This is a genomic window from Methylobacterium frigidaeris, from assembly GCF_022179185.1.
GTDB classification, from domain to species: Bacteria; Pseudomonadota; Alphaproteobacteria; order Rhizobiales; family Beijerinckiaceae; genus Methylobacterium; species Methylobacterium frigidaeris.
On sequence record NZ_BPQJ01000040.1, the window covers coordinates 1 to 23,586 of the forward strand.

Below are 23,586 nucleotides of genomic sequence, written 5' to 3' on the forward strand. Positions count from 1 at the left end.
CTCCGTCGGCTCAAAGCCATACTTCAGGGCGGACCACTCCGATGGGGGCTGACCACGATGGAACGAAGACGCCGACGACGCCGATGCCGCCGGTGAACTTCACCGACTTGACCAAGTCGTTCATGGTCATGTTGGGGTGCTCGTGGCCCTCCGGATCGTGCGCCTGGTAGCCGACGCACTCGCAGCCGCGGTCGGCTCCGATGCCGTTCGTCAACTCGAGCACCTGGTCCACCGGGGAGCCCTTGGAATCGTCGATGGGGATGGCTCCGATCGAGCCGGCCAGGCGCAGGCGGTCGGGATGGCGGTCGACGACCATCACCATGCTGGCGCCCTTGATCATCGCCGAGTGGGCCGCCATGAGTCCGACCGGGCCGGCCCCGTAGATCACGATCGACTCGCCGGGACGCAGTCCAGCAAGCTCGGTGGCGTGCCAGCCGGTCGGGAAGATGTCGGCCAGCATCACGTAGTCGTTCTGTCGCTCCTCGGCATCCGGCGGCAGCTTCAGGCAATTGTAATCGCCGTAGGGGACGCGCAGCAGGTCGGCCTGGCCGCCCCGATACGGACCCATGCCGGCAAAGCCGTAAGCGGCGCCGGCCATATTCGGCATGACGCTTCGATCCGCCGTCGTCAGGCAGAATGCGCTCAAGCCTCGCTCGCAATTCTTGCAGAAGCCGCAGCCGATGTTGAAGGGGATGGCGACCCAGTCCCCGACCTTCACCCGATCGACGGCATCGCCCACTTCGGCCACCTGGCCGAGGTTCTCGTGCCCGAACACGCCCCCGCGCTGGAAGTCGGTACGGCCCTCATACATGTGCAAATCGGAACCGCAGATATTGGTGCTCGTGATCCGCACCAGCACGTCGGTCGGCTTCTCGATCCGGGCGTCAGGCACGTCCTGCACCGCGACATCGCGCGGGCCGTTATAGACGACTGCTCTCATCGGGAGCTCCTGCCCTGAGGCCGTATGCCAAGCAAAGAGAGATACAGGCTGCCTGTCGTCAGATCATCCGGGCGGTACCTACGGTGTTCTCCGGAGTGCGATTGGCGCCAGTTTCCAGGGAGGGCGCCTTTTCGAAGCAACCGAAGCGGTTCAGATCTCGAACGTCTGACCGTCTGAAACGACCTGAGACAGCCGGCTATTCCGGTCGTCGGCGTCGCTGCCGTCGTTCCAGACAGGCGGAAGCAGGAGTTTGAGGCCGAGGGCAACGCCGTGCTGGATCGGCCATAAGTCCTTCGTGCTCATCGGAGTCTCCGAAGGTGCGTGGTAGAGGAGGTCGACCGCATGCCAGAAGGCTGCGCGCTCGGCTGGCGCGACGCCGCTCAGGATGGTCCGGATGTCGGACATGGCACCAGTCGCATTCGTGACAAGGTCATCGGGAGTGAGGGGATCTTGAGAAGCAGCCATGTGGTACTCCGCGGGTGTTATAATCATCTTTAAACATAACTATGATCATGCTCGCGCCAATGAGGGCGATTACTAAGTAAATATGCCAAGAAACTTACATCCTTTAACATCTCTCAAGGAATTGTTTCGGGCGTTTCGGCGGCGAGATCGCATCGTCGGAGCTTGTCGCAGAAGCACTGAGTTGTGACGTCAGGGCGAATGCCCTGGGCAAGTCACTGTAACCGACGCATGTGTCGCCGGCCGACCTGATGCGGCACAACACGAAAGGCCCAACCGCCAACCGGGCCCCATGAGCTTGGCGCTGTGCCGCAGATTGTTTGGCATCCGTGTGGCGGTTGGAGCCGACCGCCGGATTGCGTCGATGTTGTCGATCTTACGTACCTCAGGCAGGGCTTCCGCGCCAGCACCTGCACCGGCTCGGCTGCCCTCTTGGATCTACAGCATGGGAAGCCGGCGCGGCCGCGGGCCAAGCGGGAACGCTGCGTCGAGCCGTGCGATCTCGGCGTCCGTCAGCGACAGCGCGCCGGCGCCCGCGTTGTCGGCGGCGTGCTCGGGGCTGGACGCCTTCGGGATCGTGAAGGAGGACGGCCGCCGTAACAGAAACCGGAGCGCGACCTGGCGTGCGGTCGCGCCGTGGTGTGCTGCGATGCTCTCCAGCACGCGGCCGCCCGGCGTGTGCGGGCCGGGGAAGCTGCCATGGCCGAAGGGGCTGTAGGCGACGACGGCGACGCCGTGCTCCTCGCACCAGGGCTGCACGGCGTGCTCGATCGCACGCTCCTCCAGATGGTAGAGCACCTGGTTGCAGGCGATCCGGCCCTCGCCGCCGGCTTTCCAAGCAGCATCGAGGTCGGACACGTCGAAGTTGCTCACCCCCCAAGACAGGATCTTGCCCTGCTCGCGGAGCCTCTCGAAGCCGGCGAAGGTGTCCTCGAGCGGGTGCGGACCGGGCCAGTGCAGGAGGCAGCAGTCCAGCCTGTCGGTGCGCAGGCGTGCGAGCGAGCGCTCGCAGGCCGCCACGGTCCCGGACCGCGAGGCATTGCTGGGGAGAACCTTGGAAACGAGAAAAACCTCGTCGCGCCGTCCGATGATCGCCTCGCCGACCACGATCTCGGCATCGCCGTACATCTCGGCGGTGTCGATGTGGGTCGTGCCGAGATCGAGGCCTCGGCGCAGGGCAGCGACCGCGGTGGGCCGGTGCGCGTCGTCGATGTACCAGGTTCCCTGGCCGATCACCGCAACTTCGCGCGGCACGGGACCAAACGGGCGCCGCTCCATGGTCTCTCCTCCTCGCGGGATGCGAAGCGAGAGGACCCGGACAGTCCGACCACTCCGCAGCAGGAGAACGTTGGCTGCCGCACCTTGGTTTAATAGGGGATGTTCCTCAGGATGTTCCCATTGTCCGCAAGAGCCGACAAGCTTCAGTGCACTGGCGACATCACCCGATCGATCTCTCACCTGTCGCGCGGCGATCAGGCGGGCGTCCCAATCCGACGGCTTCAAGCCCGTGCAATTAGCCGTCGCCGGAACCTCGGACGGCGTCGTGGCGCCGAACAACTCCATCTGCGCACTCGGCGGGCGTCAGGCGGCTGAGGTCGCTCCGATGGCTGGCCAGACTCGTCGTCCCTGCCTCGCGGCACCTTGCGTTGCGTTGAGCGATGCTGGCCAAGCGCCCGGCACACGCGGCTTTCGGGGACGTGCAGGACATCCCTGCCATGCTCGATGCCTGCGCGGGGCTCGGACGCCTCCCTGGGCCGCCTCCCACAGGAACAGCTTGTCGGGGATGAGGTTCGCGATTGCCGTGGCCACGCTCGAGCCTTGCGAGACCGAAACATCGACCTGCCGCAGCTTGGCGCCGACATCTTCAGGATTACGCCGTTTCCCGTCATCGTCATGACCGGAAAACCATACCTCGCGGCTGACCACTCCGGCAGGGGCGGATCATGTGCGCACCACGACTGACGGACAACGACCTAAATACTGACGGACATCAGGGCCTCCCTTGGCGACCCGGCTACACTTGATCGAAGCTGCGATAGCACCCGGGACACGCTTGATGGTTCTTCGGGCAATCGGACCGGTCGACGCAGACGTATACCCTCGGAGGCCGACTTTCGCATGCGGATCACGATCGCCAAGATAGGCGCTGACCAACGCGACAGCGACGACGTTGCGCTGCAAAAGATGATACTCGTCAGCGTTGTTTTGACTTCCGCCGTGGCAGCAGCGGTATGGGGTCTCGTTTACATGGCCGCAGGAGCACGAATCGCCGGTGCCGTCCCCGCGGCGTACTGCGTCTTGTCGCTGGTCGATACAATCCTGTTCGGCATGATTCGCTGCTATGCGTTCTATCGTTTCACGCAGCTGATGTTAATATTGCTGCTTCCGTGCCTGATGATGATATGTCTGCGTGGTTTCCAGAATTCGAGCGCTGTCATCCTCTGGTCCACGCTCTGTCCACTGGGCGCCCTCGTCGTCCATGATCTTCGAGCTGCACGCCTTTGGTTCTTACTCTTCCTCATCCTGCTCGCCAGCAGTGCGCTTCTGCCGCCTCCCGGCAACTCCACGGACTTGCCTTCGACACTGGTCGCCTTTTTCTTTGTTCTGAACATCGGCTGCGTCGTAAGCGTTGTATTCTCAATGATGTATTATTTTGTTAAAACAAAAAATATGCTCCAAATCCGCTCAGAAATGTTGCTTTCAAACATTATGCCCGTCGAAATATCAAATATACTTAAAGGAGAATATCGCACGATCGCCGATCAGTACGACGACGCGACCATCTTGTTTGCTGATTTGGTGCAATTTACACCCATGGCTCAGTCGATGTCGCCCATGGAGTTGGTCGAGCTGCTCGATGAGGTCTTCATGTGCTTCGATGTGTTGGTTGAGAAATATCAATTGGAAAAGATCAAGACCATCGGCGATTGCTATATGGTTGTGGCCGGCGTACCGCGCCAGCGGGCCGATCATGCCCACGCGCTGGTGCGCATGGCGCTTGAGATGCAGGCGTGCGTGGCTGAGCGTGAGTTCTGCGGCAGGCTCCTCACATTCCGCATCGGCATGAACTCGGGGCCCGTGGTAGCAGGCATCATCGGCCGGAAGAAATTCATCTACGATCTATGGGGCGATGCCGTGAACATTGCCAGTCGCATGGAATCTCAGGGCCAGAGCAAGGCCATTCAGATCACGCATGCAACGTACAAGCTGATCAAGGATGACTTTGTTTGCGAATCGCGCGGGACGATCAGCGTCAAGGGATCGGGTTCAATGGAGATCTGGCACGTTTTGGGTGAAAGATCCGGTCGCCCGGTGATGCTTGTCACGTGATATATCGTTTAAGCGCGCGGCTGAGCCTGCACGTTTTGTTCTACAACATTGCGAGGTGATCCAGATCTTGATAAGCGGAAGTCCAGACTTTCCCGGGTCAGAGTGCCAATCACAGCGATCCGGACCCAACTCTCTTGCAGGCAACTTCGCCGCGAGGGCTCGCTCCGCGCCCAGGCTAACAATCCGTGTTCTTACACAGCTTGCCGCCTTCTCGGCCGTTCGGAAGGTCTGCTCGCCGGCGGTCTGATCGGCCCTGGGCGACCGGGGCTGTGCCCATGACCGACTGAAACGATCTCCCGTATGCCGAGCAGCGACTACGCCGTGCCGGCCAGATGCAGATCTTGCGCAGCCAAGGCTATCTGGCTCGGTCCCAAGCCGTCGATGCCCTGATGCGATCCCGCAAATTCCTGGCCGCCCCAGTCCTTGGCGTAAGAGATAGTGGTACGCCAGCAAAACGTTGACATGAAATGGCCTGAGTGCAATTGGACTTACTGGCGGAACGAGCCTAAAATATCGGGATCACCAGCTCGTTCCGAGCCCGTAGGCACTGGTGGCTGGGAGCGACGTGTGCTCCCGCCTGCTTCGCGTGAGCACGACGATGCCCGATCTCGAGCGGCACGCTCTGGTTGAGCAAACCAAGTCTCCCATCCGGAACGCTCAGCGGCCCCAGCTTGTCGGTCCTGCCGGAAACGACAGAAAGATCGCTCAGAGGACGCAGCAGGTCATCGAGCATCCAGTTGGGCTGACCGCGGACGAGGTGCTGCGCGAGAGTGAGGAGCGCTTCCGGGCCGTGGCCGAGCAAGCCGAGGCCGGCATCGTCATCGTCGACACCGGCCATCGGATGAGCTTCGTCAACGACCGCTACTGCGAGATCCTGAGGCGCACTCGAGATGATCTGCTCGGCCGCACCGTGCAGGAGCTGACCCACCCGGACGACTGGGCGATCAACGAACCCCTTTATCAGCGGGCCATGGCACAGGGCGCGCCCTTCACCATCGAGAAGCGCTACCTGCGTCCGGATAGCACGGCAGTATGGGTGCGCAACGTCGTCAGCGCCCTTCGCGACGAGACGGGCGCCATCGTTGGCGGCCTCGCGGTCTCGCTCGACATCACCGAACGCCATCAGGCTGAAGAGGCGTTGCGCGAGAGCGATGAGCGCTTCCGGCGCTTCGCCGAGCATTCGGCGAATGTGCTGTGGCTCGCGGATTTGGAGAGTGGACGGCTCGATTATCTCAGCCCGGCCTTCCGGCGCGTCTGGGGTATGCCCGCCGAGGACATGCCGGACCTTTCGCGTTGGCTCGCCAGCGTCCATCCGGATGACCGGGACGCCGCTGCGCAAGCGCTGGAGCGGGTGCGGGGTGGTGAGACGCTGATCCTGGAATACCGCATCCTGCGCGACTCGGACCGTGCGGTGCGTCGCATCCGCGACACCTTCTTCCCGATCCCGGGCAGCGACGGGCCGATCCGGTCAGCGGGTGGGATCGCGCAAGACATCACCGTCGACATGGGCCTGCGCGCCTACGTGGTGGCGGTCGGGGACGACGCCCGGAGCAGTCTCGTCGACACTCTGCAGGCCGCCGGTTACGCGGTGCAAGCCTTTGGAAGCGGTCAGGCGCTCCTCAAGATGGCGGGGTCACTAATACCGGGCTGCGTCGTGCTCGACCTCAAGGAAGCCGGCGACTTGGTTGTTGCAAGCGAGCTGAAGGCGGTCCGCGCGCACCTGCCCGTGGTGGTGGTCGGCGCGAGCAGGGGTGATGTCGGTTTCGGGGTCCGTGCCATGAAGGCGGGAGCGGTCGATTTCCTCGAAGCCCCCTGGGCACCGGAGGCGCTGCTCTTCGCCGTCAAGACGGCGCTCGCCGAGATCCACGCCAAGGCTGATCGGGTGCGCCGGGGCGACGAAACTTATGCCCGGATCGCAGCGCTGTCCGCTCGCGAGCGCGCAGTGCTGGAGGGCTTGCTCGCGGGCGGGACCAACAAGACGATCGCTCGTGGTTTGGGGCTGAGCCCGCGCACGGTGGAGATCCACCGGGCCCGAGTCATGGAGACGCTCGACGCCCACACCCTGCCCGAGGCGGTCCTGATGGCGACGGCCGCCAGTGTTCGTCCCGCCGATCACAGCGGTGACTAGGTTACGACCTAGCTCCTGCATGAAAAGGAGGTCGCCCTTGCACACCCACGTCGAGGTGGTCCTGCGCTGCCCTCCGTCTCGCGCGACGGATATAAGGCATTTCGGTTGCCGATTCAAAGTCACCGATGGCCTGCTACCCAGTGAGTGCCTCTGCACAAGGACGGCGTGATTGAAATCCCTACCGTTCTATTGAGATGTTGAGACCCGAATGCTGAACAGCTGCCGCCCAGTTTCATCAGCAACCGTCATGACCCATTCACCGACAGGCCAGATATCACCCAACGTATTATCGATCATCAACTCGCCGATGATCCTCAAGGCTTCCTTCCTGGCGGATTCTAAATTTGAAAGCTCGACTCCGTCTCTGTCGACGTAGCGACGAGCTTCGTTGATATGAAAATAATACAGGGGCATTCATTGCACAGCCAAATCGGGCAAATAGGTATACGGGAATGGGCAGGGCTCGGATCGGCCGAGAGAGCACTATCTGTCGGCTCTTTCAGCATCGCATAAGCGCGGAACTCTGCTGGTTGTTAAGGTAACATACAGCGCATTCGGGATGCCCTGACTGGTATTTCGGACTGGGCGAAGTGCGATGCCGCGGCATGGTAGCTGCATGGATGACTGGCATCAACTTCCTCTCCATTCAACTCATCCGAAGTGCGCCACATCTGGTCTACGCATTCAAGCTGTCGAACGATCCAGCGTTCGCCGCTCAGCTATCCGCATCGCCAGTAGTGAATAGGGGCTGGTTTCTCGATGGCAGCTTGTGGAAGAAGAGCAGCCATTTCAGTGGCTATGTCTGGAGATCCGAAATTGGCGCAATGCGGCCATCGGCCGCCTGCGACTTGGGCCGAACAGAATACGGTTTCGAGTTGCCCGGCTTGTGCGGTCACGTGCACCTTGGGGTGTACGCGCCGATGGGGACGGATTGATCGTTATCTCAGATCGTCAGCCCGCTTCCCACGACGATGATCTGGCCGCTGATGTAATCGGATTCGGGGGTGCAGAAGAGGTACACGGCGTTCGCGGCCTCCTCCGGGGTGCCGGCACGACCGAGTGGGATTGATCGTACCATCGTGTCCAGCATCTCCGGCCGGACGCCGACCTTGATGGTCTGGCCGCCGACCTCGATCTGCGCCTGTCCTCCGGCGAGGGGCTGCGTCAGACGGGTCTCGATGAGACCGAGCGTGACGCAGTTGACGTTCACCTTGTAGCGACCCCACTCCTTGGCCATCGTTCGCGTCAATCCGATCAGCGAGGACTTGGCGGACGAGTAGCCGACCTGCCCGACGTTGCCGCCGAGGCCGGCGATCGACGAGATGTTGACGACCTTCCGGAAGATCTCGCGCCCTTCGTCAGCCTCACGCTTCGCGAAGGTCCGGATCGCGTCGGACGCCGCGCGCAGAATGCGGAACGGGGCGACGACGTGTACGTCGAGCATCGCCTGGAACTGTTCATCGTTCGTGTTGCCGATCGTCGCGTCCTAGGTGTAGCCGGCGTTGTTGACGATGATGTCCAGCCCGCCGAGTTCATCGACGGCGGTCGCCACGAAGCGGTCGGCGAATGCCGCATCGGTCACGTCGCCGACGCAGGCGGCGGCTCGGTGGCCGGAAGCCCGCAGCTCGTCGAGGAGGGCCCCGGCAGGCCCCGCATCGAGATCGTTCACCACCACGCTGGCACCTTCGCGGGCGAGCTTGAGCGCGATGGCGCGGCCGATCCCCCGGCCGGAGCCGGTGACGAGCGCGACCTTCCCGGCCAGCCGGCCGGTTCCTCCATCATGAGACATCGGAACGGCTCCTTTCACTTGGCAGAGGGGCATGAACCGTCGAGCGGGCGCGCCGCCTCTTCGGCCGGGATCCTCCCGATGACCTTGAAGACGTCGAACCGCTCCTTGGCCGCGCCTTTCATCTCGTCGGGCGACCGAACCTGCGTCAGCAGCATCTCATGCAGCATGCGCCCGTCGGACCGCACCGTCCCGGACGAGACATACGCATCGTCGACCGGCATCGCACGGAGCTTCTTCGCGACCGTGTCGCGGTCGAGCGTGCCCGCGGCCTCGACCGCCTTGAGATAGTGGAGCACGGCCGAGTAGACGCCGATCTGCACCCAGCTCGGGCTGCGGCCCATCCGAGCCATGAAGCGCCGCGAGACGGCCTCGGCCTAGGGGCTCTGCGACCAGTAGAACGGGCTGGTGGTCAGGAGCCCCTGCGCGTTCTCCAGGCCGACCGCCAGGGCGTCGGCCTCGAAGAAGATGACGCCGAACAGGCGCTGGCCGGCTTTGGTCAGGCCGAACTCGTTCGCCTGCTTCAAGGAGTTCGTGGTGTCCTTGCCGGCGTTGAGGAGTGCGACGACCTGCGCACCCGACGACTGGGCCTGCAGCAGGAACGACGAGAAGTCGGGCGTGTTCAGCGGCGTCTTCACGCGGCCGACGATCTTGCCGCCGGCCGCCGTCACGACCGTGTTGAGATCGGCGGCGGCGGCCTCTCCGAACGCGTAATCGACCTGGAGGAGATACCAGTTCTTCAAGCCCTGGCGGGCCAGCTCCCGCCCGGCGCCATTCGCGAGGGCGAAGGTATCGTAGGTCCACTGGAACCCGCAAGGCGAGCAGAGAGCACCGGTGAAGCTCGACGCACCACCCCCGGATGAGAATAGCAGGCCGCCCTTCGCCCGTATGATCTCCTGCACGGCCAGCATGATACCGGAATTCGGTACGTCGAAGATGGCGTTGACGCGGTCGACGTCGAGCCATTGCCGGGCCGTCGTCGTGGCGATGTCCGTCTTGTTCTGGTGGTCCGCGGAGAGGATCGCGACAGGCTTGCCGAGGACCTTGCCGCCTAGATCCTCCAGGGCGAGCTCGGCCATGACCGTTGAGCCCTGGCCGGCGGCGTCGGCATAGGGGCCGGAGCGATCCGTCAGGATGCCGATCCGAACCTGCTCGTTCGTTTGCGCGCCGGCCGGGCCCGCGGCGAGCGCGAGCGCGAGCGCGACGCCGACGAGCCCCTTCAAGAACCGCCTCATGGTCCGTTTCCTCCTTGATCTATTTTTTGGATGCAACGCGGATCCGCGCCTGCCTGCCGACGCTTCGCCCGCTCAGGATCTAGCTGACTGCCGGATCTCGTTGCTGGAGCCGCGAATGACCCAGCAAAGTCCGATTCAAGCCGAGGGCCCGCCGTTCGTCGGCTGCTCGCGGTCCCAGGTCCCGGCGGTCACGCCGCGGCGACGCAGCTCGACTTTCTGAACCTTCCCCGTCGGCGTCTTCGGCAGTTCGCCGACGATCTCGACGTAGCGGGGTAGAGCGAAGCGCGGCAGGTCCCGATCGGCGTGGCGGACGATGTCCTCGGCCGTGCAGGGCGATGCCTGCTCCAGCACGACGGCGAGCATGACCTCGTCCTCGCCGCCCTCGATGGAGGCCGGCACCGCGAAGGCCGCGACCTCCACGACACCCGGAATGCCGATGACGCTCGCCTCGATCTCGTAGGAGGAAATTTTCTCGCCGCGGCGCCGGATGCAGTCGCGGATGCGGTCGACGAAGGTCAGATCGCCGTCCCGGTCTATGATCCCTGCGTCGCCCGTGCGGAACCAGAGGTTGCGCCAGGCCTCGACGGTCTTCTCGGGCATGCCGTCGTACCCGGCCATGAACCCGAACGGGGTACGGGGCCGGACTACGATCTCGCCGATCCGACCGGGATCGCGCCGCGTATCCGTTTCGGGATCGTGGATCTCGACCTCGAAATGGCGGTCGTAGACCCGTCCGGACGTGCCGGGGCGCGATGCGCCCGCCGATCCCCAGACCACGATGTTGACCTCCGTCATGCCGAAGCCGGACACGACGGTCTCGACGCCGAAGCGGGATTTCCAGATCGCCTCGTGCTCGGGCACGTTGGGCGCCGCGAGGATCAGCCGGAGCCGGTGGTCGCGGTCGTCCGGGCCGGGCGGCTGCTCGAATACGAAGGCGCTGAGGACGCCCAGCGTATTGGTCGCCGTGGCCCCCGTCGCGCGGATGTCCCTCAGCCAGGCCGTGGCGCTGAAGCGCTGCCTGACCATGGCGGTCGCACCCGCGATCAGGCATCCACCGACCTGCATGAAGAGCCCGTTGGCATGAAACAGCGGGAGGACGACGTAGTAGACGTCCCGTTCTGTCACCCGGACGTGATCGACGCTGCCGATACCGAACAGGAAGCAATGGGCGTGGGGCATCAGCACGCCCTTGGACGGTCCCGACGTGCCCGACGTGTACATGATGGCCGCGACGTCCGAGGCGCGCGGCATCGGCCCGTCGTAACGGGCGCAATCCCGCCAGCCGTCGAACCGGGCGTAGCGCCAGGGCTGCCCGTCTCCCGTGGCGGAGGGCGGCTCGTCGTCGCCGGTGAGGAGGACGGTGTCGAGGGCCGGCACCTCGCCCGCCAGGTCGCGCACGCGGTCCAGCAGGACCGGCGAGGTGATGGCGATCCGCGCGCCCGAGCTGCGCAGCTGATGCGCCAGGAAGGGACCCTTCAGCTCGGTGTTGAGGACGACGAAGACCGCCCCGAGCCGGCCGAGCCCGAGCCAGGCCCGCACGATGTCGAGGCCGTTTTGGAGGAGCACGACCACCCGGTCGCCGGGCGAGACGCCGAAGCGGCACAGGTGTTCCGCCACACGGCCCATGTCGTCGTGAGCCTGCGCATAGGAGAGGTTGTCTCCTTCGATGAGGCCGACGAACGTCTTGTCCGGCCGCTCTCGTGCGTGGTGGGCGAGGGCCTCGGGGTAGAGCCAGCGCTCCGGAGCGTCGATTTCGGGATACATCGCGCGGTTGCCCTCAGATTCGCTCGTAGAGCGTCACCACGCAGGCGCCGCCGAGTCCGATATTGTGCTGCAGCCCGAGGCGTGCGCCCTCGACCTGCCGCGACCCGGCCGCGCCGCGCAGTTGCCAGGCCAGTTCGGCGCACTGCGCCCAGTCCGGTCGCGCCGAGCGGGTGCCCCTTGGACAGCAGCCCGCCGGACGGATTCGTCACGACGCGCCCGCCATAGGTGTTCTGGCCGTCCCACACGAACTGCTCGGCGGTCCCTGGCGGGGTCAGACCGAGACCTTCGTACGAGATGATCTCGTTCGCCGTGAAGCAATCGTGCAGTTCGCAGACATCGATCTCGGACGGGTCTACGCCTGCCTCATCGAAGACCTGCCTTGCCGCGACAGCCGTCATCTCGGCGCCGACCACCTTGAGCATGTCCCGCTCCTCGAAGGTGGAGGAGAAATCGGTGGTCATGGCCTGGCCGCGGACGGCGACCGGCGAGACGATCCCGCGGCGCTGGGCGAAGTCCTCGGATACGACGATCGCCGCGGCGGCCCCGCAGGTCGGCGGGCAGCATTGAAGCCGGCTGATCGGTCCGTAGAGATGCGTCGAGGCCAGGATCTCCTCGACGGTAAGGGGGGTCCGGAAGATCGCACGCTCGTTGACGGCGGCGTGGCGCCGCGCCTTCTCGGTCACCTTGGCGAAGGTTTCGTTCCGGGCGCCGTAGCGCCGCTGGTACTCCTCGCCAGCGCCGGCGAAGAGCTTGACCGCCATCGGCAGATCGGCGCGTCCGGCGCTCCGCGCGAAGACGTCGTCGGCGACCTCCGTGAAGCCGGAGAGCGGCGTCGGTCGGTCGTCGAAAGACTCCTGCAGGGCGCCCGGCCGCATCTGCTCGAAGCCGAGCGCGAGCGCGCAATCGACCATGCCGGAGGCGACGGCCTGCCGCGCGAGGAACAGCCATGGGTCCTTCGGAGCCCGGCACGCCGCACGGACGACCATCCCCGGACCCCGTGGTGATCCTGGCCGATCTCTTCCCAGGCGGTCCGTCGGTCACGGGGATCTGGGAGCGGGCTGGGGGTGACCCGAGCCGCCTCGACGCCTCCGGCGACGGCAACGCCCAATGGCGGGCCGCCTTGGGCAAGTTCCGGCGCGGCGGCGGAGGGGCGAACATCACCGCCGAAAGCTTGTTCGCGGTGGTGCGGGACGAGTACCCGAAATACTCGGATCTGCCGGCCCTCGAACGCGCCCTGGCGAGCCTCAGCCCACGCTAAGTAGGGAGTGGATCGGCGTCCCGGAAGGTCCAGCCCCTTGATAGCTCCTACGCGCTTATACCACGAGGTCTTCGTTCGTAGCGGTGGGCGCCGAAAGGTGTCGGTGTGGTAGCCATCCTCCTCAATGAGGCTGCCGGGGGTTACAGGGCTGGCGGGTGGTCGCGTTCGTCGAGGGCATGATAAGGCTCCATTCGAGCAGCGACCAGCATCACACCCCGCCCGCGAACTAACCGTCGGTGGGCACGCAGCAATATCGATCTACTCCGCGAGATCAGTCTGCCCAGTAGCGGACATTCGGGAAGACGGCTTTGGGTCAGGAGTTGCTGCGGCATGTTCGGCTTGCAACTTTGTCATAGCCCGTCACGAACACGAACGGCTAGCCTGCATCCTGCAACGCTGATGCTGATATTTACACACCTGCATTCGGTGAAAGCATCTGGTAATCCAACCAGAGCGCTCGTGGAGGTAAGCGTTTTTCCGAGTTAAAGGACGGGATCGAACCCGTCTCCGGGCGCCAGCATCAGAGTCTTGCGGAAGCGCGATATCCTGAGTGTGAGAGGACGCCCGACATCCGGAACTTTGCAGCCGCCGAAACAGCGTATTGAGAGGCGCACCGTACGCGATATTACGCCAAGGCTTTGCGGCGGCACCGCAATCCTGGATCTGCGGTTCAAGAGTTGTCAACAAGAATGGGTGGTGGGGGAAGTAGGACTCGAACCTACGAAGGCATAGCCAGCGGATTTACAGTCCGCCCCCTTTGCCGCTCGGGACATTCCCCCACGCTGCCGTTGTCGGCAGGGGCCGCCGGTCGGCGACGGGGCCCTTATGGTGGGGCGGCCGGGGGGTGTCAAGTCGGTTGCAGGGCCGGCTAAGCTGTCGACACGACGCTGCTCAGTCGGCCTCCGCGACGTCGCACAGGCGCAGCTCGACCCGGTCGCTGCCGCGCCAGCGGTCGCGGGAGAGGGTGCCGGCGGCGTGGACGTCGCGGCCGATATGCGAGAGCAGCAGCCGCCCGACCGGCGATTCCGCCGCCCGGAAAGCGATGGCGCCGACCGCCACGCCGTCGCGGCCGCGCAGCTGCGCCTTGACGTGGCCGGTGCCGACGACGCGGGCATCGGCGACGCGGTGCCGAGCCAGCGCGAAGACCGGCTCCGGCGCGCCCTGGCCGAACGGACCGGCCCGCTCGACGGCGTCCGACAGGTCCGGCTGCACGCCGCCGGCGGAGACGAGGCCGTCGACGAGCAGCGCCTCGCCGAGGCGCGCCTCCGCCACCGAGGCCGCGAGGTCGCCGGCCAGAGCCTCGCGGAAGCGGTCGAGGTCGAGAGCTGCGAGCGTCACGCCCGCCGCCATGGCGTGGCCGCCGCCCTTGGCGGCGAGGCCGGCCTCGACGCAGGCCCGGACCGCCCGGCCGAGATCGGCGCCGGGGATCGAGCGTCCGGAGCCGGTGGCGGTGCCGTCCTGGCGCAACGCGAAGGCGAAGGCCGGGCGGCCGAAGCGCTCCTTCAGCCGCGCCGCGATCAGGCCGACGACGCCCGGATGCCAGTCCGGGCTGCCGGTGACGAGGACCGGCTGGTCGGGATCGCGCTCGAGGCGCATCCCCATCTCGGCCTCGGCCTCCGCGACCGCGGCAGCCTCGATCGCCTGGCGCTCGCGGTTGAGCGTATCGAGCTGCGCCGCGATGCCGGCGGCCTCGATCGGGTCCTCGCACAGGAGCAGGCGGGCGCCCAGGGTCGAATCGCCGATACGTCCGCCGGCATTGATGCGCGGTCCGAGCAGGAAGCCGAGATGCCAGGCCTGCGGTGCCTCGGAGAGACCGGCCGCGTCGAGGAGCGCGGCGAGCCCCAGCCGGCCGCGCCCGCGCATCACCGCCAAGCCCTGGCGGACGAAGGCGCGGTTGAGGCCGTGGAGCGGCACCACGTCGGCGACCGTGGCGAGCGCCACGAGGTCGAGCCCGGCCATGAGGTCGGGGATGGTGAGCCCGTCCCGGCGCAGGCGCCGGTTGAGCGCCACCAGCGTCAGGAAGACCACGCCGGCGGCGCAGAGATGGCCGAGGCCCGACAGGTCGTCGAGGCGGTTCGGGTTGACGACGGCGCGGGCCGGCGGAAGCAACTCGGGCGCGCCGTGATGATCGAGCACCACCACGTCCATCCCGAGACGGGCCGCCTCGGCCAGCGGCTCGTGCCCGGCGGTGCCGCAATCGACGGTGACGAGGAGGGTGGCGCCCTCCTCGGCCAGCATCCGCACCGCCGCGGCGTTGGGGCCGTAGCCCTCGGTGATGCGGTCGGGGATGTGGAGCCGGTAGGGCACGCCGAGGTCGCGGAGCGCACTCGCCAGCAGCGCGGCGCTCGCCGCCCCGTCGACGTCGTAATCCCCGAAGATCGCGACCTTCTCGCGCTTGAGGATCGCCGCGGCGAGGCGGTCGGCCGCTGCCTCCATGTCGACCAGCACCGCGGGGTCGGGGAGGAGATCGCGCAGGCGCGGCTCTAGGAAGCCCGGCACCGCGTGCAGATCGACCCCGCGGCCGGCCAGCACCCGGGCCAGGACCTCCGGCAGGCCGTGCCCCTGCGCGATCGCGACGGCCAGGCTCTGAGCCTGCGCGGAGGCGCAGCGCTCGTGCCAGGGCCGCCCGAGGGCGGAGCGGTGAACGTCGAGGAGCGGGCGGGGCAGGTCGAGGAGCGTGGACACGGAAGGGAGTGTAGCGGGATTCGCGGACGCGCGCTGCCGCAGCCGGGCGACACCTGGGGGTTGGGTGATGCCCCCTTCCGGCAGGCCCGCACCCGAAGCCTGCCCTGCAGAGTGGGGAGGGTTCGGGTGCGGGCCCTGAAAATGCGAAAAGCGGGGCACAAGGCCCCGCTTTCCTGTTCGGGGCCATCGCCCCGGTTCACACGACCCGTCGCCGAACGAGCGTCAGAGATTCTTGACGATCTCGTCGACCACCTTCTTGGCGTCGCCGAACAGCATCATGGTGTTGTCGCGGAAGAACACCTCGTTCTCGACGCCGGCATAACCCGAGCCCATGCCGCGCTTGATGAACAGCACGGTCTTCGCCCGCTCCACGTCGAGGATCGGCATGCCGTAGATCGGCGATTGCGGATCGGTCTTGGCGGCCGGGTTGGTGACGTCGTTGGCGCCGATCACGAAGGCCACGTCGGCCTGCGGGAATTCGCCGTTGATGTCCTCCAGCTCGTGCACCTCGTCGTAGGGCACGTTGGCCTCGGCGAGCAGCACGTTCATGTGGCCCGGCATGCGGCCCGCCACCGGGTGGATGGCGTACTTGATGTCGACGCCGGCCTTCTTGAGCTGGTCGGCCATCTCGCGGAGCGAGTGCTGGGCCTGCGCCACCGCCATGCCGTAGCCCGGCACGATGATGACCTTCTCGGCGTTCTTCATGATGAAGGCCGCATCATCCGCCGAGCCCTGCTTGACCGGCCGGGTCTCGACCTGACCGCCACCGGAGGCCGCCGCGGCGTCGCCGCCGAAGCCGCCGAGGATCACCGAGATGAACGAGCGGTTCATCGCGTGGCACATGATGTAGGACAGGATCGCGCCCGAGGAGCCGACCAGCGCGCCGGTGATGATCAGCGCGAGGTTGCCGAGCGTGAAGCCGATGCCCGCGGCCGCCCAGCCCGAATACGAGTTGAGCATCGAGACCACGACCGGCATGTCCGCGCCGCCGATCGGGATGATCAGGAGGCCGCCGAGCACGAAGGACAGGATCACGATCAGCCAGAACAGCACCTTGCTCTCGCCGCCGATGAAGCCGGCGAGGAGCGCCACCAGCACGATGGCGAGCACGATGTTGATGGCGTGGCGCTGCGGCAGCATGATCGGCTTGCCCGACATGCGACCATCGAGCTTGAGGAACGCGATCACCGAGCCGGTGAAGGTGATGGCGCCGATGGCGACGCCGAGGCCCATCTCGAACAGCGACTGCTTGTGGATGTGGCCGTTCTCGAGGATGCCGAAGGCCTGCGGCGCGTAGAGGGCGCCGGCCGCCACCGCGACGGCCGCGAGACCGACGAGGGAGTGGAAGGCCGCGACGAGCTGCGGCATCGCGGTCATCGGCACGCGCTTGGCGATCACCGCGCCGGCGCCGCCGCCGATGCCGAGGCCCAGCAGCACCAGGAACCAGGCGCCGACGCCGGACGGCGCGTGGCCGACCAGCGTCGTCAGGATGGCGATGCCCATGCCGATCATGCCGTACAGGTTGCCCTGTCGGGAGGTGGTCGGGTGGGACAGGCCCCGCAGCGCCAGGATGAACAGGACGCCGGAGACGAGGTAGAGGAGCGAGGAGACGTTCTCCGACATCGCCTCAGGCCTTCTTCTTGTACATGCTGAGCATGCGCTGGGTGACGAGGAAGCCGCCGAAGATGTTCACGCTGGCAAAGACGAGGCCGATGAAGCCGAAGAACCGGGCCCAGCCGGTGCCCTTCTCGATCAGCGGCACGCCGACGGCGAGCAGCGCGCCGACCACGATCACCGAGGAGATCGCGTTGGTGACGGACATCAGCGGAGTGTGGAGGGCCGGGGTCACCGACCAGACCACGTAGTAGCCGACGAAGATCGCCAGCACGAAGATCGCGAGGCGGAACACGGTGGGGTCGATGGCGCCGTGGGTCACGGCGGCCACGCCGTGGCCGACGCTGTCGGCGATGATCGCGGCCTGGTCGGCGGCACGGGCGGCGATGTCGGCCGCGTTGCGGGCGGCGGCAGCGGCGGCGCGCGCCTGCTCGGCCGCCTGGTCGGGGGGAAGGGTAGCCATGAGGTCTCCTCCGATTGCGGGCGAGCGGCTCACGCCGCCTTGGGCTGGAAGTTCGGGTGGACGACGGCGCCGTCGCGGGTCAGGCAGGTCGCCTTGACGAGCTCGTCGTCCCACTTCACCGCCAGCGCCTTCGCGGCCTTGTCGACCAGGGTCTCGACGAAGGCGTAGAGGTTGCGGGCGTAGAGGCTCGACGAGGTGGCGGCGAGCCGGCCCGGCACGTTGGCGTAGCCGACGATCTTCACGCCGTTCTCGGTCTCGACGATCTCGTCGGCCTTGACGCCCTCGACGTTGCCGCCGCGCTCGACCGCGAGGTCGACGAGCACCGAGCCCGGGCGCATCGCCGCCACCATGTTGGCGGTGACGAGCTTGGGCGCCGGACGGCCTGGGATCAGCGCGGTGGTGACCACGATGTCCTGCTTGGCGATGTGGCTCGCCACCAGCTCGGCCTGCTTCTTGCGGTATTCGGCCGACATCTCCTTGGCGTAGCCACCCGCGGTCTCGGCCTGCTTGAACTCCTCGTCCTCGACGGCGACGAACTTGGCACCGAGGGACTCGACCTGCTCCTTGGCGGCGGGCCGCACGTCGGTGGCGGTCACCACCGCGCCGAGGCGGCGGGCGGTCGCGATGGCCTGGAGGCCGGCGACGCCGGCGCCCATCACGAAGATGCGGGCCGCCGGCACGGTGCCGGCCGCGGTCATCATCATCGGCAGGGCCCGGCCGTAGACGGCGGCGCCGTCGACCACCGCGCGGTAGCCCGCGAGGTTGGCCTGGCTCGAGAGCACGTCCATCACCTGGGCGCGGGTGATGCGGGGCATCAGCTCCATGGCGATCGCGGAGACGCCGGCATCCGCCATCGCCTTGACCTCGGCCTCGTGGCCGTAGGGGTCCATGATCGCGACCACGATCGCGCCGCGCTTGAGCACGGGCAGCTCGTCGGCGGCGGGGCGGCGCACCTTGAGGACGACATCCGCCCCCTCGGCAGCGGCCTTGGCGTCCGGCGCGATCGAGGCACCGGCGGCCTCGTACTCGGCATCCGGTACGCCGGCTTTCAACCCCGCCCCCGACTGCACCGTCACCTCGGCCCCGAGAGCCTTGTACTTCTTCACCGTTTCCGGGACTGCCGCGACCCGCGGCTCCGCCGGATCGGTCTCGGATAGGACCGCGATCCGCATTCAGACTTCCTTTGGTCGATACACGGCGCGGCGCGCCGATCCCCCCTCCAGGGCGGCATGTACAAGGCCACGCCTGCCCTACAACTGTAAAGCCGTTCCCTGTCGCGAGGGAACGGCTTCCGTTACGAATTTCTCACGATTAAATCACGCGCAATTTATAGGCGCGAGAAGGGAAGGGGCGGGAAGGCCGCCCGCGCCCTTAGTAGAAGGCCAGCATCAGCGCGAGCAGCAGGGCCACCACGGCAGGGGCGCGCCAGCCGATGGACGGCGAGAGGGCGCCTATGGCCCCGGCAAAGCCGCCCAGCACTACGCCCACGATGGCGCTGATCCAGGCCTCGCGCACGCCGCCGACGGCGAGCGACAGCACCCAGCAGATCACGACGCCGGTGGCGATCTCGACGAAGGTGACGAAGCCGCGATAGGTGGCCTCGTGGGACGGGCCGTCCATCTCCGGGCTGTAGGCGGAGTCGGTGGCGTGTGTGATGTCGGCCATGATGCGGTAGACCCCGTCTTGTGCTCGTTGGCCGGGCTTTAGCGCATGCTCAAGGTCCCGGCAATCAGCCGTAGCAAGGCCCGCGCACCTCCCACGGGTCTGCGCGGCCAAGCTGCAAATCGTTGTGGATATTCGGGTCTTCGACACGGTCACGGGCCCGCACGCCCCTCGTCGGCCGAAGGTCGAAGTGCGGGACCGCACCTTTTTCCAGTTCGAAAGCGGCGGAGCGCCGGTTCGGCGCCCCCCGTCAGGCCGGTTGCGGCAGACCTGCCTTCTCCAGCGCCGCGTGCTGCCGGGCGGCGAGGTCGTCGAGGGAGAAGCGGTCGATCTGTGCCTCGAACAGGCGGTGGTAGTTCAGTTCCGAGCGCAGGTGCAGGAACACCGCGCCGAGCCCGACCGCCGCCCGGTCCATGAACACGAATTCCCGCGGCACCGTCACGGGGCCGCGCTCCTTCAAGGCCCGGTGCACCTCGAAGGCCTGGCGGCGGCCGTACTCGCTCGGCTTGACGCCGTCCGCCACCGTGCGGACCCGGTCCTCGAGGAGCGGCCCGTAGATGAAGCGGGCCCAGATGTTCAGGATGTCGACAAGGTCGCGGGTCAGATTGCGGAAGCCCCAGCTCTCGTAGGCGTGGACGATCCGGGCTTCGTCGCCGTGCAGCAGTCCCTTGTAGAGGTCGACCACGCCGCCGACGAAACGGGGATGGAAGATGCGGATGCAGCCGTAATCGAGCAGGTTGATCCCTTGCGGCTCAGCCCCCTCGGAGAACACGGTGTAGTTGCCGAGATGGGGGTCGCCGTGGATCACCGCGGCACGGCTGAAGGGATGCCACCAAGCCTGGAACATCGCGTGGGCGAGGCGGTTGCGCACCTCCAGCGGCCCGCCGGTGAAAGCCAGGATCTTCTCGCCCTCGAGCCAGCCCTGGGTGAGCAGGCGCTTGGTCGAGAGGTCCGGATACACGACCGGGACCCGCACCGTCTCGACGCCCTTGAGCACGTCGGCGTAGAGGGCAGCATGCTTCGCCTCGCGGGTGTAGTCGAGCTCTTCGCGCACCCGATCGCCGATCTCCTTGGCGATCTCGCGGGTGTCGATGACCGAGCTGATGCGCCGGTGCAGCGCGAAGGCGAGCTCGAGCTGTTTCAGGTCCGCCTCGACGGCGGATTGCATGTCCGGGTATTGCAGCTTGCAGGCGAGGGCCACGCCGTCCAGGGTCTCGGCCCGGTGGACCTGGCCGAGGGAGGCGGCGGCGGCCGGGCGCAGGTCGAACTGACCGAAGCGGTCCTTCCACTGGGGCCCGAGCTCGGCCGCCATGCGGCGCTTGACGAAGGCCGCACCCATCGGCGGTGCCTCGGATTGCAGCTTCTGCAGCTCGGCGGCGTATTCGGGCGGCAGCAGGTCCGGCACGGTGGCGAGCAGCTGCGCCACCTTCATGATCGGCCCTTTGAGGCCGCCCAGGGCCTGGGCCAGGGCCGCGGCGCTCGACATGTCCTCGCCCTTGCGGCCGAGGAGCCGCGCACCGGCCATCCGGGCGGCGACGCCGCCCACATTGGCACCGACCTTCGCGTAGCGGGCGGCGCGGGCGGAGAAGCGATTGGCTTCGCTGTCGGAAGCGGACATGCGGGATGAGGCTCGTGTGAGGAGGCGCGCAGGGACCTGCACGCCGGACATGGAGCCTTAGATAAGCCCAGGCCCCGGGACCGCCAGGGCGACCGGACAGCGCGGGGGCGACGCCGTGATCCGGACGGGCATGAGCCGGACGGGACGGTCCAACCCCCGTCAGGTCTGCCGCAGGGCGGCACGCAGGACCCGCACCATCTCCTCGATGGCGCCGTCCTGATCCTGGGCGCGGACCGCGTAGTCAACGGAGGCGTCGAGATGGGTGCTGATGAGCTGGAGCACCGCCTCGCGGACCGCCGCCGTGATGGCGTTCATCTGCTGCACCTCGTCGAGGCAGTAGCGGTCCTCCTGCACCATGGCCTGGAGGCCGCGCACCTGGCCCTCGATGCGCTTGAGGCGCTGAAGGATAGGCTTTTTCTCCTCTTCGGTGCGGCGAATCTGGAGGCGCCCGTCGACGTATTGGTAATCCATTGATGTGCCTTCCCCGACCGTGGGTCCGCCTCGTCCGGGGGCGCGGGCGGCCCGGGCGACGTCGGGTCTGGTGATCGATTGCCGCCCTGTCCCTAAGGAACGGCAATCGATCTTACATCAGGGGCGCGCAGGTCAAGCTCAATCTTGGCGCATGGCCTGCACGCCCGCATGCCTCACGGCCTAGATCTTGCTGTTGGTGACCGGCGCGGAGGTCATCTGCTCCTTCTGGGCGCCGGAATCGGGCCGGGCCGGCCCGAGGACCGGCTCCTCGCCGAGCGGCTCGAAGGCCTTGAAGTAGAACTGGCCCTTGCCGTCGATCGACGGGCCTTCGGAGTAGCGGCCGGGCGGAACCGGCGTGCCGTTACGCTCGGTGCCCATGAACATGTAGCTGAACTCCTTGGCCTCCTTCGACTGGTCGAAGCTGTTGGGCACCGGCAGCGACTCCTTCAGACCCCCCATGTCCTCGATGATCGCCAGCCATTGCTGCTGGTGCATCGTATCGCGGGCGATCAGGAAGCTGAGCATGTCCTGCATGCCCTTGTCGTGGGTGGAGTTGTAGAGCCGCACCGCCAGGGTCCGGCCGGTCGCCTCCGCCGCCACGTTGCAGAACATGTCGCCGACGAGGTTGCCGCTGGCATAGACATGCGAGCAGTCGAACGGCACGCCGTCGCAATCCGCCGGGAGGGCCGCCATGCCGGTGGAGAGCAGGTGGCGCTGAAGCATGCCCTCGACCACGTGCCGCGGCCGCTCGCCCCCCATCACCGCGCCGACGATCGGGTTGGCCTGGGCGGACGTCTCCTGCAGCGTCGCCGGCGCATCCTCGAGGTTGAGGGCGACCGCCGTCGATAGCATCTCGATGTGGCTGATCTCCTCGGTGGCGGTGTTGAGCAGCACGTCGCGGTACTTCGTGCTCGGCCCGCGGGCGCCCCAGGCCTGGAAGAAGTACTGCAGGCAGACGCGGATCTCGCCCTCGATGCCGCCGATCGCCTGCTGAAGCTGACGGGCGAACAGGGGATCGGGCTTCTCGACCTTCACCGGGTACTGCAGGCGCTTGTCGTGATAGTACATCGGGGTCTCCTGACCGTTCGTCTGGGTGATCCCGGGCGCGGCGCGCCGGTCACGCCATCCTGAGATAGATATACTCAGCATGGGTATTGGAATCGCCGACTAACGCCTCGCCAGTGAGGTGGTTCGAGCGTGGCGGGCGGTTTTTTCGCGGAGAGGAGCGGGACGCTCGCGGCGAGGCCGGTCGACGATGGCGTCGGGTACTTTCCCCTCCGGGGAATCCAGGGGAGGGGGTCGTCGTGCCTCGACGCGCAGACGCGATCAGATCGCGTTGCGCGGGTGCGCTGCCCGCCCGCGAAGCGAGAGAAGGGGCCTCGCGCTTCTCTCGATGACGCCCAGGCTCATCGCCCGGCCGACGCGAGAGACGATAAAACCGGGCCCCGGCCGAAGCCGATCCCCGGTCTCACCCAGTTGATAATGATGTCCAGCCAAACACCGGTTTGGTGGAGCTGAGGGGATTCGAACCCCTGACCTCCGCAGTGCGATTGCGGCGCTCTCCCATCTGAGCTACAGCCCCGCCGAAAGCGGGTATATGTCGTATCGCCGAAGCGATGTCACTACCCGGTGGCTCCGTACCACCTGCCTGCCACCCTGCCAACCCTGCGTTAACCACGAAGGGCAGGCCTGGTGGAGCTGAGGGGATTCGAACCCCTGACCTCCGCAGTGCGATTGCGGCGCTCTCCCATCTGAGCTACAGCCCCGTCCGAGGCGGGTGCCTTGTAGGCCGGCCCTTCTCAGCCTGTCAATTCCCTTGGTGGGCCCGCCGCGATGCGATTGCGCGCGGGTGCCCCGGGCTCGCACGGACCGCGCATGCGCTCGATTCTCTGGCTCATCGACAACATCATCACGCTCTACGTGTACCTGCTCATCGCCAGCGCCGTGCTGAGCTGGCTGGTGGCCTTCAACGTGGTCAACGTGCGCAACCCGATCGTGTCGCAGATCGGGGAGTTCCTGTACCGGGTGACCGAGCCGGCCCTGCGGCCGATCCGGCGCATCCTGCCGAATCTCGGCGGCATCGACATCTCGCCGATCATCCTGGTCCTCGGCCTGTTCTTCCTGCGCAACCTGATGTTCGAACTCCTCGCCGGCATGGTGTGAGATCGGC

Annotated in this window: 18 protein-coding genes, 3 tRNA genes and 4 pseudogenes; 5 read left to right on the top strand and 20 right to left on the bottom strand. The window is 66.6% G+C overall.

What is annotated here, in order from left to right:
- Window positions 1-10: 10 nt before the first annotated feature.
- The 4 genes and pseudogenes from MFF64_RS28125 to MFF64_RS28140 form a co-directional block, all read right to left on the bottom strand.
- Complete coding sequence (locus MFF64_RS28125) at window positions 11-901, bottom strand: alcohol dehydrogenase catalytic domain-containing protein (protein WP_238192914.1); 891 nt, start codon at window positions 899-901, stop codon at window positions 11-13.
- Window positions 902-1,090: 189 nt separating this feature from the next.
- Window positions 1,091-1,345 (bottom strand): hypothetical protein, encoded by a 255-nt coding sequence (locus MFF64_RS28130; RefSeq protein ID WP_238192915.1) that lies wholly within the window; start codon window positions 1,343-1,345, stop codon window positions 1,091-1,093.
- A gap of 495 nt (window positions 1,346-1,840) precedes the next feature.
- On the bottom strand, window positions 1,841-2,680 hold the full coding sequence (locus MFF64_RS28135; protein ID WP_099901267.1) for an aldo/keto reductase: 840 nt from the start codon (window positions 2,678-2,680) through the stop codon (window positions 1,841-1,843).
- A 335-nt stretch (window positions 2,681-3,015) separates the two neighbouring features.
- Window positions 3,016-3,328: pseudogene (locus tag MFF64_RS28140) on the bottom strand (hypothetical protein); the annotation flags it as partial.
- Window positions 3,329-3,520: 192 nt separating this feature from the next.
- On the opposite strand from MFF64_RS28140, the gene MFF64_RS28145 reads away from it, so the two are divergent.
- Both MFF64_RS28145 and MFF64_RS28150 read left to right on the top strand, forming a co-directional pair.
- Complete coding sequence (locus tag MFF64_RS28145) at window positions 3,521-4,732, top strand: adenylate/guanylate cyclase domain-containing protein (protein ID WP_238192916.1); 1,212 nt, start codon at window positions 3,521-3,523, stop codon at window positions 4,730-4,732.
- A 598-nt stretch (window positions 4,733-5,330) separates the two neighbouring features.
- Entirely contained in the window at window positions 5,331-6,860 is a 1,530-nt protein-coding gene (locus MFF64_RS28150) for a PAS domain S-box protein (RefSeq protein WP_238192917.1), read from the top strand.
- A gap of 186 nt (window positions 6,861-7,046) precedes the next feature.
- Here MFF64_RS28150 and MFF64_RS38645 read toward each other — a convergent pair whose 3' ends face one another.
- On the bottom strand, window positions 7,047-7,274 hold the full coding sequence (locus tag MFF64_RS38645; protein WP_438823103.1) for a DUF6894 family protein: 228 nt from the start codon (window positions 7,272-7,274) through the stop codon (window positions 7,047-7,049).
- A 206-nt stretch (window positions 7,275-7,480) separates the two neighbouring features.
- Here MFF64_RS38645 and MFF64_RS28155 point away from each other — a divergent pair, with 206 nt between their 5' ends.
- On the top strand, window positions 7,481-7,795 hold the full coding sequence (locus MFF64_RS28155) for a hypothetical protein (RefSeq protein WP_238192918.1): 315 nt from the start codon (window positions 7,481-7,483) through the stop codon (window positions 7,793-7,795).
- Window positions 7,796-7,803: 8 nt separating this feature from the next.
- Here MFF64_RS28155 and MFF64_RS28160 read toward each other — a convergent pair.
- The 4 genes and pseudogenes from MFF64_RS28160 to MFF64_RS38050 form a co-directional block, all read right to left on the bottom strand.
- Window positions 7,804-8,649 (bottom strand): annotated as a pseudogene (locus MFF64_RS28160) (SDR family NAD(P)-dependent oxidoreductase).
- 14 nt (window positions 8,650-8,663) lie between these two features.
- Window positions 8,664-9,881, bottom strand: a pseudogene (locus tag MFF64_RS28165) (ABC transporter substrate-binding protein).
- 135 nt (window positions 9,882-10,016) lie between these two features.
- Entirely contained in the window at window positions 10,017-11,645 is a 1,629-nt protein-coding gene (locus tag MFF64_RS28170) for an AMP-binding protein (RefSeq protein WP_238192919.1), read from the bottom strand.
- 206 nt (window positions 11,646-11,851) lie between these two features.
- A pseudogene (locus MFF64_RS38050) lies at window positions 11,852-12,631 on the bottom strand (thiolase C-terminal domain-containing protein); the annotation flags it as partial.
- A gap of 14 nt (window positions 12,632-12,645) precedes the next feature.
- Between MFF64_RS38050 and MFF64_RS28180 the strand changes: the two are divergent.
- On the top strand, window positions 12,646-12,903 hold the full coding sequence (locus tag MFF64_RS28180; RefSeq protein WP_238192920.1) for an effector-associated domain EAD1-containing protein: 258 nt from the start codon (window positions 12,646-12,648) through the stop codon (window positions 12,901-12,903).
- Between the two features lie 694 nt (window positions 12,904-13,597).
- Here the strand turns inward: MFF64_RS28180 and MFF64_RS28185 are convergent.
- The 11 genes from MFF64_RS28185 to MFF64_RS28235 form a co-directional block, all read right to left on the bottom strand.
- Window positions 13,598-13,682, bottom strand: a tRNA-Tyr gene (locus tag MFF64_RS28185).
- Window positions 13,683-13,794: 112 nt separating this feature from the next.
- Entirely contained in the window at window positions 13,795-15,588 is a 1,794-nt protein-coding gene (recJ, locus tag MFF64_RS28190; protein WP_238192921.1) for a single-stranded-DNA-specific exonuclease RecJ, read from the bottom strand.
- Window positions 15,589-15,810: 222 nt separating this feature from the next.
- On the bottom strand, window positions 15,811-17,211 hold the full coding sequence (locus MFF64_RS28195; protein ID WP_099902775.1) for an NAD(P)(+) transhydrogenase (Re/Si-specific) subunit beta: 1,401 nt from the start codon (window positions 17,209-17,211) through the stop codon (window positions 15,811-15,813).
- A gap of 4 nt (window positions 17,212-17,215) precedes the next feature.
- On the bottom strand, window positions 17,216-17,665 hold the full coding sequence (locus MFF64_RS28200) for a proton-translocating transhydrogenase family protein (protein WP_099902777.1): 450 nt from the start codon (window positions 17,663-17,665) through the stop codon (window positions 17,216-17,218).
- A gap of 29 nt (window positions 17,666-17,694) precedes the next feature.
- Complete coding sequence (locus tag MFF64_RS28205) at window positions 17,695-18,837, bottom strand: Re/Si-specific NAD(P)(+) transhydrogenase subunit alpha (RefSeq protein WP_238192922.1); 1,143 nt, start codon at window positions 18,835-18,837, stop codon at window positions 17,695-17,697.
- A 199-nt stretch (window positions 18,838-19,036) separates the two neighbouring features.
- Entirely contained in the window at window positions 19,037-19,330 is a 294-nt protein-coding gene (locus tag MFF64_RS28210; RefSeq protein WP_099904580.1) for an aa3-type cytochrome c oxidase subunit IV, read from the bottom strand.
- 247 nt (window positions 19,331-19,577) lie between these two features.
- Window positions 19,578-20,945 carry an ABC1 kinase family protein gene (locus MFF64_RS28215; RefSeq protein ID WP_099904578.1) on the bottom strand — a complete coding sequence of 456 codons (1,368 nt, stop codon included), beginning with the start codon at window positions 20,943-20,945 and terminating at the stop codon, window positions 19,578-19,580.
- A gap of 159 nt (window positions 20,946-21,104) precedes the next feature.
- Entirely contained in the window at window positions 21,105-21,416 is a 312-nt protein-coding gene (locus tag MFF64_RS28220) for a metal-sensitive transcriptional regulator (RefSeq protein WP_048452223.1), read from the bottom strand.
- A 180-nt stretch (window positions 21,417-21,596) separates the two neighbouring features.
- Entirely contained in the window at window positions 21,597-22,484 is an 888-nt protein-coding gene (locus MFF64_RS28225; RefSeq protein WP_099904576.1) for a manganese catalase family protein, read from the bottom strand.
- 438 nt (window positions 22,485-22,922) lie between these two features.
- Window positions 22,923-22,998: transfer RNA gene (locus tag MFF64_RS28230), tRNA-Ala, on the bottom strand.
- A gap of 108 nt (window positions 22,999-23,106) precedes the next feature.
- Window positions 23,107-23,182 (bottom strand) — tRNA-Ala (locus tag MFF64_RS28235).
- A 109-nt stretch (window positions 23,183-23,291) separates the two neighbouring features.
- On the opposite strand from MFF64_RS28235, the gene MFF64_RS28240 reads away from it, so the two are divergent.
- On the top strand, window positions 23,292-23,579 hold the full coding sequence (locus MFF64_RS28240) for a YggT family protein (RefSeq protein WP_238192923.1): 288 nt from the start codon (window positions 23,292-23,294) through the stop codon (window positions 23,577-23,579).
- Window positions 23,580-23,586: the final 7 nt, after the last annotated feature.